Here is a 14,107-nt window from a genome sequence, read left to right as displayed (position 1 = left end):
CATCTGTGACACAATGAAAAGGAGAAAGCTATGTACGAAAAAGATGATACTTGGAAACAGCTTCAAGCTCTTTTGCCTGAAAAAAATCGTTTGAGTGATAAAATAGCGCCAGTTGAAAAATATTTAACAATCAATGATATGGATGTTCATATTGATGAGTATGAGCAGGGTTCAAACACAACGGTAATCGTTTTTCATGGCGTTGGTGGAAATGGACGTATTGTTTCATTTTTTGCAGCACCTCTTGTAGCAGAAGGTTTCAATGTCATTTGCCCAGATCTGCCGGGATATGGATTCACAAAATATCGAAAAAAAATAAGATATAATGACTGGATTGATATTGGGAGCAGAATAGCAGAAGAAGAACTAAAGAAATTGAGAAAAGTATTTGTAATCGGATTGAGTGCAGGGGGGATGCTTGCATACAATGTTGCATGTAGAAACAAAGATTTATCTGGATTAATCTTCACGAACATCCTGGATAGCCGTGAAGAAGAAGTAAGGCTATATTCCGCAAAAAATAAATTTCAGGCAATATTTGGAATAAAACTCTTGAATCTACTACCTGAGTTCTTCAAGAATTTTAGAATACCGATTAAAATGGTGACAAACATGGATGGTCTCGTAAATGATAAGAGCATACTAAAAGTACTGTTAAGAGATAAACGAGGTCCAGGAAGTAAAGTCGATATAAATTTTCTGCTTTCAATGATGAATAGTGCTCCCATGATAGAGCCGGAATACTTTGACAAGATACCTGTTCTCATGGTTCACCCAGGAAATGATTTGTGGACGCCTGTAAAGGTGAGTGACATCTTTTTTAATAGAATCACAGCTATTAAAAAAAGAGTACTCTTGGATAAAGCCGGACATTTTCCGATAGAGGAGCCAGGATTAACCCAAATGGAAAATGAAATCAAAGCTTTTATTAAAGAGTACTCAAAATAGAAATTACTTGCATATTTTTCTTTTCCAGAGCGGACCCTTGGCATCACGCCACAAATAGTGAACAGCGCTCCCACTTTTGAAGAATTGCGTCACATGAATCGGCCTTAATCGTTGGACGACAAAGAATTCATAAGGGCAAAGAAATGCTGGGGCTCACCGGTACTAAAATACTCATACCAGGATTCCAGTGTGCTTGATTGAAAAACACCTGCATGTTCAATGATTTGCTTCGCCCACAACAAAGCTCCGGTGGAACTTGCGGTAATAAGGTTGTGATCCGCCACAGATGGCTTGTCCACATAAAAACGTTGCCCTTGATAACCAGGAGAAACCATTTCAAGAAATCCGGGCCCATTGCTGGTATGGGGACGCTGATCCAACAGCCCAGCGTTGGCAAGTGCGGCGGTAGCACCACAGATGGCACACACGGTGGCGCCCAAAGAGAGAAATTCCCTTGCTTTTTCGATGATAGCGCCATGCTTTGGGTCGTTCCACGTATCTGCGCCCGGTAATAACAACACGCTTGTTTCACTCACGGCAATCTCATCAATTAAGCAATGGGGCACGATGGTTAACCCGCCCATTGTATTGATTGGCTCCTTTGAATAACTGACCGTTTTGAGCGATACCCGCTGCTCTCCCTTTTTGAAAAATCGACCAGAGTTCAGCTCCGAAGTAACATATCCCAGTTCCCAGTCGGCTAAAGTATCAAGAACATAAACATAGATTGTCAACATCAATTCCTCCATTTCCTTTGATTACCTGCTTTTTCATTCTACCATTCGATTGTTGACAACAGTATGGCAACAATCTGGCAGCAATCTGCGACAGTCAAAGAAATACTGAAAGGCGGCTCTCGGATGAAAATTGACAGGCTCGTCAGCATGATTATGATACTCTTGGATCGAGAGCGTATAAGCGCACAGGAGCTGGCAGATATGTTTGAAGTTTCACTTCGCACAATCTACCGCGACATCGACAGCATCAACATGGCAGGCATTCCTGTTCGATCAGTATCGGGAGTAGGCGGCGGCTTTGAAATTCTGCAGGCGTACAAGGTTGATAGAAAGGTTTTTTCGACTGCCGACCTTTCCGCTATCCTGATGGGGCTTTCCAGTCTTTCCAGCATGATCCGGGGTAATGAACTGGTAAACGTCCTTGCAAAAGTGAAGAGCTTTATCCCCGCTGACAGAGCGAGAGACATTGAACTAAAAGCAAGTCAAATACATGTAGATTTAAGTCCCTGGATGGGCAACAGAAACATACAGCCATATTTGCAAATGATCCAAACAGCGTTGCAGGAAAGCAGGCTGCTTTCCTTTGAATATGCAGACCGCTACGGAAATAAAATGGCACGAAAAGCCGAACCGTATCAGCTTGTACTGAAAAATAGCCATTGGTATTGGCAAGGGTTTTGTCATAAAAGAACTGATTTTCGCCTGTTCAAACTATCCCGCACATCAAACCTGCAAATTCAGGAGACGTGTTTTACGCCACGGGAATATCCAAAACCGCAGTTGGACTTTGCCGATGTCTGGGCAACAATGCAAACAAAAATCAAACTTCGGATTCACCAATCAGTCATGGACAGGGTGCTTGATTATTGCACTGATGACAACTTTTCGCCAGAAGGTGATGAGCATTATATTGTTCGCTTTCCTTTCATAGAGAACGAATACCACTACAACATTCTTTTCAGCTTTGGAGATAAGTGCGAGTGTTTAGAGCCGTTGCATATCCGCGCAGAAATGAAGCGCAGAATACATAATATCGCCACTTTATACAATAGATAGAACAGAAGTTTATTCTCATGTTAAAACACTTTACAGCATAGGCCAAGGGTGTGCGATCAGAAAGGCTTATTCTCTAAAGACATCAACAAGCATATTGATTAACGCCTTAGACTGACTTCCGTCGGGATCATAGGGAGGAAAAAATTCGGTTATTTCGACCCCGGCAGTTCTGGAATCGGCAAGAATCTCCCGGAGAAGGCTTGTGGTTTCTGTCATAGAAAGTCCGGCTTCACTGGGAGAATAGACGGCATGCATTTCTGCCTTGGCAATCACATCCAAATCCAAATGCACCATGATTTTTCGGTTTTGTGGGATTTCCTGAAGAACCTTTTGGATTATCTGGCGTATTCCTTTTTCCCGCAGTTCAGACAGCGGGTGCTTCTTAACATCTGTGTTGATTTCTGATTCATGCTGATACCCGACAATGGATACGTTGTCGCCGCTAAATCCCTTCAAGCTGTTAAGAAAATCATTTTCTTCCAGAAGAAACCACAGCCCCATTCCGGCCGCACCCATGCAATGATCGGCGGAAGGCTTGTAAGCGTCTATATGGGCATCAATGACGATTAGATGAATATCGGCTGCGTACCTTCTGTATAAGCTGTGCACCGTACCGGTCTCAATACTGCAGTCTCCGCCAAATAATAATAGTACTTCATCTTCATGAAACCAGTCTTTTGATTGATGACAGATCTCTTCCCACACAACACGGGGGCCGGGCCAGTTTCTAATGGGAGGGACATTGTGTCTGGGTATATAACTGGGAATGTTGACATCCCCCATATCCAGTACGCTGATTCCCTGCTTTTCCAATGCATCAATCAATCCGGCCTCGCGAAGGACTTTAGGGGTCGTTTCAGTTCCGGTATAAAAACCTCCCGAGTTCATGGGGATTCCGGCAACTTTTAATTGCTTCATTTTTATTTCCTCCCTTGGGTTGTATTAACAAAACACTCTTCGTGATGGAGGCAAGACAAAAGCGCCTCTTTTCTTTTTTGATAGAATACCTGGTTTAATTTGGGGCGTCCTTTGTCTTTGAAGATAACATAATGGCATTGGCCGGACAATGGTGCACACATTTAAAGCAGTATTCGCAGTGGGTGTTGTCATAAACCGGTACCAAGGAGCTGGAGCCTCGATGCCAGCATGTAAGGATGCATTGATGGACACATCGGTTGCACTGCACACATAGGGTATCATCAACCGTAAGTTGATGTGTAACCCTTTTACCAAAGTACTGGTTTGGGTAGTTAAGAAGTGCATGTAACCTGAACCGGGGATTTATTTCCACAATCTGGGATGATACAATGCACTTTCGGATATGTTCCAGGTGATTATTCAACTTTTTAACAGTGTTTTTTCCATACCGAAACAGTGGTTTCATGGGCGGTAATAAAAGTGCCGCATCGGTGGCAGGAGCCCGGTAGCCTGCAGTAAAAGATAATACGCAATTTTTCTCCTTCAGCTTTTTTCCTAAATGATACAATGCATTTGCAGGATAAAGTCCGTAGGTGGTAAAGAGAAAAGCTGTTTTTTGAGGTTCAAACGAAGGCATATTTTCGACAAACTGCACCATGGAATGAGGTGCTTCCCCATGGTAAGTTGGAAAACCCAACACAATCAGATCATAATGTCCCAGAATTTCATAGGGAAAAGGTAAGGTTATGGGTATTAGATCTGGTGACAAGTCTTTTAATTTTTCGTGATATATCTCAGCGATGGTTTTGGTACTCCCGGCACCTGAATGATAGATGATTAGTGTCCGTTTCACTGGCATCACATCCTTCACATCCTTCAACCTATTCATTTGGTGGATGATATCAGTGTTTAATCACACTACTTATTCTACTACGAGAAAGAAGCGCCGTTGTTTAACGCGCGCATAGTTTATCTTCATTGGGTGGAGATTAGAAAGGCGTCAGTCTGATCATCCACACACGCAGTGGATCATCAAGCGAGCCACGAGAAAAATAGCCATATAAAACAATACATGAAATGAGGTGCATGATGAAAATGACAGAAATCATCAACCAATTTTTTGCGGCGAAAGTGATCTTTATCGTTGTCTCTTTGTGTGTAGTGGGGCTGTTTATCACAGGCGTTGTTTATGGAGATGTCACCATAATAGCAGGCACCGTGCTTGCTCTGGTCGCCCTGTATAAGTATCGCAGGCAATGGATCTGATCCCCGGAAACCCTTGAAAGGTTATGGCAAGTGAGAATCTGTTGACGCCGGCAGGAGAGGAAGTAATCATAAGGAAAGAAGGCGCATACATCCGTGAAAAAAAAGAGCTGCATAGTAATGGTGTGGGTTATCCTGATAATTGCCATTGGCTGCACACATGATCCAGAACCGCCGCCAGATCATCCTTCGGAAGAAGGACAACAGCCTGAAGTGGAAGCGTCTTTGCAGGAGGAAGCTTCCCAGCAAGGCATTTCAGATGACGGCATTCTTCATTTTTCAGAAGGAAGAGTCGTTTTACTAGCGTATGAAGACGAAATGAACCTGGAAGAAATCTTGGGCACGCCTTTGATGGAAGAAACCGTCATCCTTGAAAATGCCGACACTTTCACCGGAAGTCATAAAAAGACACTGATCTATCAGGATACACGGCTCATTCTCTTTTCACCACCCCAGGGCGGCCGGCGGTTCTACCTCATCAACATCGAAACGGAAAACCAGCGTGTCACAACCAACCGAGGAATCGGCCTGGGTCACACGCTGGACGACCTGATGCTGGCATACCCAGAAGTGACCCGCAGCATGGACGGTACCTCCGGGACCAACGGCCGCTATGAGTTCATGTTCGAAGACAACCCTTACACTTATCTCTTCTTCTATATAGAAGAAGGAAAAGTGGTCAAACTGCAACTCCTTCATGAATTTACCTAAAGAAGATGGGCACATGCTGACTATCAGGTGTGCCATTTGCAAGGCAAAATCGTTTCGAATGTGGCTTCTGCCACAGCATTGTCATAGGGAAAACCTTTCAGACTCATGGAGGGCTGAATGCCAAAGGTGCGAAGATCACTGGCAATTAGTTTAGAACAGGAGAGATGCCATGAAACGATTCGATGAACGGGATATTCTCTTTGCCCGCATGAACTATTCTCCCAGATCTCCCGAATACGATGATTATTACCGGCGCCACCCGGAAATGAAGGAAATTGACAGTGCACTGCGAGGAATGCCACCCCTGGGAGAACCCGGAAGCGCTACCTACCATCCCATCCATTCCCCTTTGGTGGGGTCCGCCTTCCAGTTTTTGTCGGAAATAAAGCACCTGAGTGAAGGGGAACCGGCAAAAGAAAAAACAGGTGTTCCGGAGCCAGAAGAAATGACCCGGCTTCTGAAGGGTTTGGCAGTTTATTATGGTGCAAAGCTCACGGGCGTCTGTGCCATGAAGGATCATCACTATTACTCTCACCGGGGTCGGGAAGCTGCTCATTACGGAGAATCCGTCACTTCCAGCCATCCTTATGGGTTGGTATTTGCGGTGGAAATGGAGAAAGACATGATATTGCGGGCACCGGGAATCCCGGAAAGCCTGGCTGCTGTAAAGGGGTATGTGGATGGCGCTGTTATCGGGATGATTGTTTCTTATTACATTCGTTCCCTGGGGTATGATGCCCGGAACCATATGGATGGGAACTATCTCCTCATAGCTCCTCTGGCAGCACGTGACGCTGGGATGGGAGAAATCGGGCGGCATGGTTTGCTGATCACAAAAGAGTTTGGTCCACGGGTCCGGCTGGGTGTGGTTACCACCGACCTTCCCCTGGTATCAGACAAGCCCTTCGAGTTTGGAATTCAGGAGTTTTGCACACTTTGCAACCGGTGCGCCATATCCTGTCCGGGGAAGGCCATTCCCAGGGGAGATAAGGAACTCATTAACGGTGATATGCGCTGGAAAATTTCTGATACTGACTGTTATCGACGCTGGCGCATGCTGGGAACAGACTGTGGTGTGTGCCTGGCCAGCTGCCCTTTTAGTAATGAGCTGAACCCGCTGATGGTGGAGCAAATGGGCGCCTCCCCTGAGATCATGCACCAAATCCTCCGGGAGTTCAACCAGAAGTACAAGCTCAGGCCCATGGTCAAGGAACCGGTGAACTGGTTTGTTTAGAACACAACGGATACAAAAGGAGTGGAGTCGCCGTGCATGAAAATCTCATCGCTCCCTGTGGCATGAACTGTGGCGTGTGCATCCACTATCTTTTTATGCAGCATGATATAAACAAACAGGGATTTCGCCGGAAGTATTGCCCGGGGTGTATCCCGCGAGGGGAGCACTGCACCCACATGGGCCATTACTGTGAACTGATGGCAGAAGGAAAAGTCCGGTTTTGCTTCGAATGCAAGGAGTTCCCGTGCAAAAGGCTGAAGGCACTGGACCGACGTTACAGGGGAAAATATCACATGAGCATGATTGAAAACCTTAAATACCTTCGTTTTCACGGAATAGAGGCATTTCTGGAAAAAGAAACGGAAAAGTGGCGGTGCAAAGCATGCGGCGGGGTCGTCTGCTGTCACAATGGCCTGTGTCTGGAATGCCAGATCGATACCCTGCACCGCAACAAAAAATATCGGTGGAACAGGGAAGAAAATGAATGAACCACATGCCGTCAACCGAAGAAGGAAAAACGATCAAACGACAACTCCTTCATGAATTCACCTAAAATTGATAAATATCCCCCAATATGAAACCCGGGCCACGGAGGCCCGGGTTGAACTGAACAGGGGTCATAGTGCATGCAGACAACGAATTGGCAGGTCGTTAGATTTTGAACTGCTGTACCAAACGATTCAGTTCTTCAGCAATCTGCGACAATTCTTCGCTGGAATTGGCTATTTCTGCCATTGCAGCCGTTTGTTCCTCAACAGACGCCGATGCTTCTTCCGAACCCGCCGCATTTTCCTGTGAAATCGCCGACAGGTTCTGCAAAATCTGCGTGATTTCATCTTTTTTGTTCTCAATCTCCAGACCAGAAGTGTTAACTTCCCGAATGGCCTGTTTCATGGTTTCGATGGCAGTGCTGATTCCTGCAAATTTTTGGTTGGTTTCTTCCACACTATCCGACTGTGCTTCAATGATTTTGGCAACCTCTTCCATGGTTTTCACAGCATTACCGGTCTGTCCGGTCAGCTCTGCCATAATGGTGCTGATTTCTCCTGTGAACCGGTTGGATTCCTCGGCCAGCTTTCTGATTTCATCAGCCACCACCGCAAAACCCCTTCCGGCTTCTCCGGCACGAGCCGCTTCAATGGCTGCGTTCAAGGCCAATAAGTTGGTCTGTTCGGCAATGTTTTTGATCATACCGCTGGCCTGGTTGATCCGATCGGCACTGTTGTTTGTGTTTAAAATCACTTCGTGCACCTGGGCTGATCCCTGGCTGCTCTTTTGTGTCTTGACAATCAGCTCTTTCAGGGTGCGAACGCCTTCGTCCTTTAACCGGGTGACAGAATCTGTCGACTGGTTCAAGGCTGATAACGCCTGCTTATCTTTTTCGACAACTTCACCCAGCTCATTGGCTGCCATGGCACCTTTTTCGGTGTCTTTGGCCTGATCACCGGCACCCTTTGCGATCTCTTCGATGGTTCGTGCCACTTCATCAGAGGCGGTTGCAGACTGCTGGCTGGTGGCCGTCAGTTCTTCCGATGAAGCCGCCACCTGTTCAGAAGCTTCAATGACATTGCGAATCATTTTTTTCATGGAATCCTGCATATACCGAATGGCTTCGGCAATTCCGCCAATTTCATCATTCCGCTGACTTAATGCCGCCGGTAAATCCTGGCGGAAATCACCCTCAGCCATGGCACTTGCCTGAGATCCCAACACCCGAAGGGTCTTTATCACACTGTTGGAGGTGGAGTAAAGGATCAACCCCAGCAATAACAGACCAACCAGTCCGCCGCCAATGGCGACTGAAAAATTTCTCGTGATGGCGGCATTAACATCAGCCATTGAAAAACCAATGGCCACGGCTCCCTGTAGCTCACCATTGATGACAGCGGGGAATATAACATCAAAGACCGACTCGCCGTTAAAGTCCCACATCTGGCTGTAAGGAACACCTCGTTGGGCCGCTGAAATACTGCCTTCATCATCAAAAACGATGTTCAGCTCATTCATATCATTGTGTGCGATGGTTTTCAAATCCTGGTCCATCACCAGGGCATAAATGATCTCATCAGACAATGCCATGTTTTCCACCAGAGACTGATAGCTGAACCTGTATGTCAGTGCCTGCACTTCATCTGCGGGAATGCCCACCTGGATGAAATCACCTGAGTTACTGCGCAGGTACCCATACTTAAAATAATTCCCTGATTCGGTGTCCATGCGGATGTCTTCCATAAGACTTTCTTCGCCGCTGATCATAAATTGATGTACGGGATGCCCCGGATCAGGCTGCCAGCCTATGTACTCAGGCACTGTGGAATAGATTATGGAACCCCCGCTGTCATACCAGTAAAGATCTGAGATGCCAAAGTCTGCCACCAAGCTTAGAAGAAACGCATCACTCATTGCTACTTCGTTGCGGACAGCCATCCTTGCAGCCGTTAATATTTTCTCTTCCAGTAAACCATTCAAGGCTTCCAGTGAATCCGCGTTGTCTTCCACTCTGCTTATGAACTGACGGGCAGTGTAGTATCCGTTTTCTTCCATCTGATTTAACAGGCTCTCTCTGCTAAACCAGGAACTGGCAGCACTAATGGCCGACACCACAATGATGACCACCAGCAAAGGCACCAACACCAACCTGGTTTTAATAGTACCGCTTCTCCCGTTACGTTGAGTCTTTTTCAGCTCCATCTGATTCATCCTTCCATTCCATCTCCTCGGACTGACATGCAGCGCACAAACGTGTGTATAATCACGATTAATATGTATTCCCGTTCATTCTACAAGAGCTTTCAAGCCATTGTCAATGATTATCTTTTCTCTCGATAAATAGTTATCAATCTTTTTTTTCCGAACCAACATCACCCTGCAATCCTCATCTTGCCGGCGGTTTTTTCCATGCTAACAGTAAGGTGCCCATTGCTGATGGGAAAATATAGTTTTTCGCTTCCTGGTTCAAGAGATTTTTAGAAGGTGAATGAAGTCGGAAAGGTCACGAATGTGATATTCTATAAGGTAGAGAATGGCTGCCAGCCAGAACCGAAATCAGTGGCAGAATAGCGGCTGAATCTCTCTCCGGTGAACGGGAGTGAAGTGATGAAACGATTCGATGAATGTGAGACGCTTATTGCCCGTGTGCGGTACTTGTTATCCCATTCACGCTAGGATCGAGTTCGTTGCCATTGACTTTAAAACAGTCAATGAAAAAGGATGTGTCTTTCTTAGGAGTGAACCAATGAAAAGTCAATTAACGGTATATCTAAACCATTTTATGCGACCGATTCCTGGCGGTGTGGAAACAGTGAGGGACTATCGGGATGAACAGAAATGGATTAGTTCAGATTCTAAAATGAGCATGCCCGGCCAAAAGGGAAAACTGACAGAAATTGAAAAGTGGGTTGAGATCAAGGCTTTTCTATTGGCTAAATATCCGGTGACAGAAGGCTTGTATGAAGCAATCCTTCGCAGTACGGGAGAGTCAACGAAAAGTTTATTGAAAGATGGTGAAGTGGCTAACAACAGGCCGGTGGTGAATGTATCTTGGTGTGAAGCTGTTTCATTCTGTAATCTGCTGTCAAAAAAATGCGGATTACAAGAATGCTATACCATAGATAAAAACAGCGGCAATGTGGGATTTGAACCGCAGGCAAATGGATACAGGTTACCGACGGATGCTGAGTGGCAGTACGCCTGTAAAGCCACATCAGAAGGGTATCGATATGGAGAGATCACAGACATCGCCTGGTATGAAGATAACTCAGAAGAGCGGGTTCATGAAGTGGGGAAAAAACAACCCAATCAATGGGGCTTGTATGACATGCTGGGAAATGTGTGGGAATGGTGTTGGGATTTGTATGACGAAAAAACCTATGGGGAGTATCGGGTTTTTCGTGGTGGAAGCTGGGCAGAAGAAGCCAGAGGATGCGGCGCCACTTCCAGAAGGCGGGGACATCCCACCTTTAAAATTGATGACCTTGGTTTTCGTTTGGCCAGATCATGCGAATGGGTCAGATCATAAGAATATGAAGAAAAGGAGCCAGGAAACAGGTTAACAGGGCAGAAGGCAGGAGAAAATGGGGAGATATATGAAGCAGATGCAGTTTATGCAGTGAGGCCGAACGGCCATGGAAGACGGCATGAACCAGGTACTCCTCGCGTCTCATGATTATTCCAGCCGGGATCATATAAAACCTTTGGTTGACTACGTAAGACGGGGCACGTGATAGGCGGTATTGATAAAGATAAACATAGCAGCAGGGATGGTCATGAAGTGGAAAATGTGGTAGGATAGACAAAAATAAGCTTGTCATATAGAAGACAGTTCGAAACCATCCTGTCTATAAACAAAACTAGGGCCAGCCGTTGCTTGCGACACGGCATTTTTTGTCATGGTACCTTGGTGTGCCTTTTTTTTATGTCTTTAAAACAGTTCATTATAACGGTTTGCAGACAGGCGGTTTTAGCAGGAGGATGCGCTGTTCTTCCATATGTTCAGGGAAGGAGCAGAAAATGAAAGATCAAACAGTCAAAAAAGGCAATGGACTCGCCGATGCGCGCAGTCTAACCTTTTCGGCCATTGTGATGGCGCTGTATGTTGTCATCATGTTTTTCACCCAAAGTTTTGCTTTTGGCCAGTATCAGGTGAGGATCGCCACCAGTCTGTATGCTCTGGCGGCTATCAATCCGGTTTTAATCATTCCACTGGGTGCAGCCAATTTTCTCAGCAATACCATCATGGGCGGTTTGGGGCCCATGGACATGATGGGTGGGTTTGTGGTAGGTATTTTGACAGCTGCCGGATGCAGGCATGCCAGAAAAGGGCATCTTTTACTGGTGGCGCTGCCCATTATGGTGATTCCAACGTTGGTGGTGCCTCTTTGGCTTTCGCCGCTGATCAGCGTTCCTTATGGAATTCTTGCGGTGAGTATCGGGGTCGGGCAGGTAATACCGGGCATTGTGGGTGTTATGTTGGTGAAATACTTGGAAGGGCCGCTGTCAGATAGATGGCTGTCAGAAAGATAATGGAAGAAAGCCAGGGGAGGCATTGAATAATCATGTTAAAAGCACCTGACCATATTGAAGGACTGTCGCTTTTAGGGAATCAGCAGACTGTCTATGAAGACCAGTACAAGCCTGAAGTACTGGAAACATTTGAAAACAGGCATCAGGAGAATGATTATTTTGTCAAGTTTAACTGTCCTGAGTTTACGAGTCTCTGCCCCATCACCGGGCAGCCGGATTTTGCCGCTATTTACATCGCCTATGTCCCTGATGTGCGGATGGTGGAGAGCAAATCCCTGAAGCTTTACCTGTTCAGTTTTCGTAACCACGGTGGCTTTCATGAAGATTGTGTGAATACGATTATGAAAGACCTGATCAAACTCATGGACCCTAAATACATTGAAGTATGGGGCAAGTTTACACCCAGAGGTGGGATCTCCATTGATCCTTACTGCAATTACGGCAAAGAAGGCACCCGATGGCATGAAGTGGCGTGGCAAAGACTGCAGCAGCATGATTTATATCCGGAGTCAATTGATAATCGATAGAGAGTATAGGAGGCCTGCCGGTGACCGGCGGGCTTTTTCCATGCCAACAGTAAGGTGCCCATTGCAGATGGTGAAAAACAGTTTTCGCTTCCTGATTCGAGAGATTTTTAGAAAGCGAAAGAAGGCAGAAGGGTTACGAATGTGATATTCTATAAGCTAGAGAAGAGATGAAACCAGGTGTCCACGGTGGCACGGCATACTGGGTTTGATTTTAAGCACCCGGGGTTTTCGTGGTGGAAGCTGGGCGAAGGAGGATGGCGTTGGTTTTCGTTTGGCCAGGTCATGCGGATAGGGAAAAGTGAACAGAGAAACAGGCTAAATGAGCTTTAAACAGGGGGAATATCATGATGAGAAAAGCGGCAGCAGGGAGAAAGTCGGAAAACCAAAGCAAAAGGCAGTCGTCAGTGAACAAGAATCATCGAAAGAGAACAACGAAATATGCATGTATGGTGACAATGTGCATGTTCATGTTCACTCAGCCGGCCCTTGCTGAGATAACCAACTTTCCGGATCTGGTAGATGCCTGGTCAAAAGAGGCTGTCTCTTGGGCAGTGGAAAGGAACATTGTCGGCGGCTATCCTGACGGCACCTTTAAACCTCATGCCGATGTACTGGAAGCTGAATGGACAGCCATGCTGTTCAAGTATTTGGAACCCGGCAGGAAACTTGATTCACCCGGAAGTGGTCATCACTGGTCAGAAAACATTTACACCCATATGGCGCACTATCAACTGCCGGTCCGCGGGCATCAACACGTCACTGCCCGAAACCTTCCCTTGAAGCGGGTGGAAATTGCGAAAATCACCTCAGCCCTCTACGGGTTTAACCTGTCAGACGCTCAAGCCGTAGAATTCATGTACGACAACGATTTTTCCTCCGGCATGGGCGGCGGCCGTTACTATCACACCTACGGAGTTGATCAGAATCTTCAACGCCAGCAAGCGGTCATGTTCCTGATGAAAGTGGACAACCAGGTGAAAGCCACTGGTGGGGTCACCTTTCGCGGTGAGTTCTACCCGCGGGCAGAGGGTCCAACCGGTATCCCTGACGGTGGTTTGAATTTCGCCAATACCACGGTGGATGAGATTGACTGGTCGCGGTTCAACCCTGTCAGTCAGGCTACAACCGCACTGACGCAGGAAGATGTGGCTCGCCTGCGGGAGCTTCGTGACAACGGCAAGTTTTACCGCGGCGCCTGGTTTAAAGATTTTGACGAAGTGCCTGAAAGTGAAAAGGTAGATACGATCCAATGGATCACCAAAGAGTATGCCCATCATTTTGAAGGATACAAGGCCATCCTGCACCTGGATACGATTTACATATCCCACGAAGGGATGTACATTGCATTGGGAATCACCCAGAAAACTGAAAATGGGAAGACATATGAAGCAGATGCAGTTTATGCGGTGCGGCCAGGCTTGCCCGGGGGATCCTTGTCGCTCTTGTCTGAATGGCGTGAAGTGCAGTAATTGTTAAAGTGCCGGAAACATATCCAACCGTTGATTGACTGCGTAAGCCAATTGAGTACGTAAACGGGTTCGCACCGGATCGGCCATGGGTCACTTTGGAGATAAACAACCGTTGGTTTTAAAGTCATAATCGGCTATCAGTTTAAGAAGCTATAAAAGGTGAAAAATCAAATAAAGGGGTATGAAGGGAAATGGAGAGCGTTTGGAGGCACCCGACGCCTG

Annotated in this window: 14 protein-coding genes; 10 read left to right on the top strand and 4 right to left on the bottom strand. The window is 46.4% G+C overall.

Going from position 1 to position 14,107, the window contains the following annotated elements; genetic code table 11:
• The first annotated feature begins 30 nt into the window (after window positions 1-30).
• On the top strand, window positions 31-948 hold the full coding sequence (locus tag QOL74_RS13520; protein ID WP_283410023.1) for an alpha/beta hydrolase: 918 nt from the start codon (window positions 31-33) through the stop codon (window positions 946-948).
• Between the two features lie 104 nt (window positions 949-1,052).
• Here the strand turns inward: QOL74_RS13520 and QOL74_RS13515 are convergent, their stop codons facing one another.
• Window positions 1,053-1,685 carry a type 1 glutamine amidotransferase family protein gene (locus tag QOL74_RS13515; RefSeq protein ID WP_283410022.1) on the bottom strand — a complete coding sequence of 211 codons (633 nt, stop codon included), beginning with the start codon at window positions 1,683-1,685 and terminating at the stop codon, window positions 1,053-1,055.
• A 123-nt stretch (window positions 1,686-1,808) separates the two neighbouring features.
• On the opposite strand from QOL74_RS13515, the gene QOL74_RS13510 reads away from it, so the two are divergent.
• On the top strand, window positions 1,809-2,741 hold the full coding sequence (locus QOL74_RS13510; RefSeq protein ID WP_283410021.1) for a helix-turn-helix transcriptional regulator: 933 nt from the start codon (window positions 1,809-1,811) through the stop codon (window positions 2,739-2,741).
• Window positions 2,742-2,807: 66 nt separating this feature from the next.
• Here the strand turns inward: QOL74_RS13510 and QOL74_RS13505 are convergent, their stop codons facing one another.
• Window positions 2,808-3,659, bottom strand: a complete 852-nt coding sequence (locus QOL74_RS13505) for an arginase family protein (RefSeq protein ID WP_283410020.1) — start codon at window positions 3,657-3,659, stop codon at window positions 2,808-2,810.
• 94 nt (window positions 3,660-3,753) lie between these two features.
• Complete coding sequence (locus QOL74_RS13500) at window positions 3,754-4,512, bottom strand: EFR1 family ferrodoxin (RefSeq protein ID WP_283410019.1); 759 nt, start codon at window positions 4,510-4,512, stop codon at window positions 3,754-3,756.
• 236 nt (window positions 4,513-4,748) lie between these two features.
• Between QOL74_RS13500 and QOL74_RS13495 the strand changes: the two genes are divergently transcribed.
• The 4 genes from QOL74_RS13495 to QOL74_RS13480 all read left to right on the top strand — a co-directional run bounded on the left by QOL74_RS13495 (window position 4,749) and on the right by QOL74_RS13480 (window position 7,355).
• Window positions 4,749-4,925 (top strand): hypothetical protein, encoded by a 177-nt coding sequence (locus tag QOL74_RS13495; RefSeq protein WP_283410018.1) that lies wholly within the window; start codon window positions 4,749-4,751, stop codon window positions 4,923-4,925.
• A 117-nt stretch (window positions 4,926-5,042) separates the two neighbouring features.
• On the top strand, window positions 5,043-5,633 hold the full coding sequence (locus QOL74_RS13490) for a hypothetical protein (protein ID WP_283410017.1): 591 nt from the start codon (window positions 5,043-5,045) through the stop codon (window positions 5,631-5,633).
• Between the two features lie 169 nt (window positions 5,634-5,802).
• A complete protein-coding gene (locus QOL74_RS13485; RefSeq protein ID WP_283410016.1) occupies window positions 5,803-6,867 on the top strand; it encodes a 4Fe-4S dicluster domain-containing protein in 1,065 nt (354 codons plus the stop codon).
• Window positions 6,868-6,899: 32 nt separating this feature from the next.
• Complete coding sequence (locus tag QOL74_RS13480) at window positions 6,900-7,355, top strand: DUF3795 domain-containing protein (protein WP_283410015.1); 456 nt, start codon at window positions 6,900-6,902, stop codon at window positions 7,353-7,355.
• Between the two features lie 163 nt (window positions 7,356-7,518).
• Here the strand turns inward: QOL74_RS13480 and QOL74_RS13475 are convergent, their stop codons facing one another.
• Window positions 7,519-9,558, bottom strand: coding sequence for a methyl-accepting chemotaxis protein (locus QOL74_RS13475; RefSeq protein WP_283410014.1), 2,040 nt, complete (start codon window positions 9,556-9,558; stop codon window positions 7,519-7,521).
• A gap of 544 nt (window positions 9,559-10,102) precedes the next feature.
• Here QOL74_RS13475 and QOL74_RS13470 point away from each other — a divergent pair.
• The 4 genes from QOL74_RS13470 to QOL74_RS13455 all read left to right on the top strand — a co-directional run bounded on the left by QOL74_RS13470 (window position 10,103) and on the right by QOL74_RS13455 (window position 13,885).
• Window positions 10,103-10,885 carry a formylglycine-generating enzyme family protein gene (locus QOL74_RS13470; RefSeq protein ID WP_283410013.1) on the top strand — a complete coding sequence of 261 codons (783 nt, stop codon included), beginning with the start codon at window positions 10,103-10,105 and terminating at the stop codon, window positions 10,883-10,885.
• A 491-nt stretch (window positions 10,886-11,376) separates the two neighbouring features.
• On the top strand, window positions 11,377-11,889 hold the full coding sequence (locus QOL74_RS13465; protein WP_283410012.1) for a QueT transporter family protein: 513 nt from the start codon (window positions 11,377-11,379) through the stop codon (window positions 11,887-11,889).
• A 32-nt stretch (window positions 11,890-11,921) separates the two neighbouring features.
• Window positions 11,922-12,416 carry a preQ(1) synthase gene (gene queF / locus QOL74_RS13460; protein WP_283410011.1) on the top strand — a complete coding sequence of 165 codons (495 nt, stop codon included), beginning with the start codon at window positions 11,922-11,924 and terminating at the stop codon, window positions 12,414-12,416.
• 344 nt (window positions 12,417-12,760) lie between these two features.
• Entirely contained in the window at window positions 12,761-13,885 is a 1,125-nt protein-coding gene (locus QOL74_RS13455) for an S-layer homology domain-containing protein (RefSeq protein ID WP_283410010.1), read from the top strand.
• The last annotated feature ends 222 nt before the right edge of the window (window positions 13,886-14,107 follow it).

The sequence above is a fragment of the Anoxynatronum buryatiense genome, from assembly GCF_900182905.1.
In the GTDB taxonomy this organism is placed as follows: domain Bacteria; phylum Bacillota; class Clostridia; order Peptostreptococcales; family Tindalliaceae; genus Anoxynatronum; species Anoxynatronum buryatiense.
The sequence above is the reverse complement of the archived record's forward strand: the minus strand, read 5'-3'. Positions and strand labels throughout refer to the sequence as shown.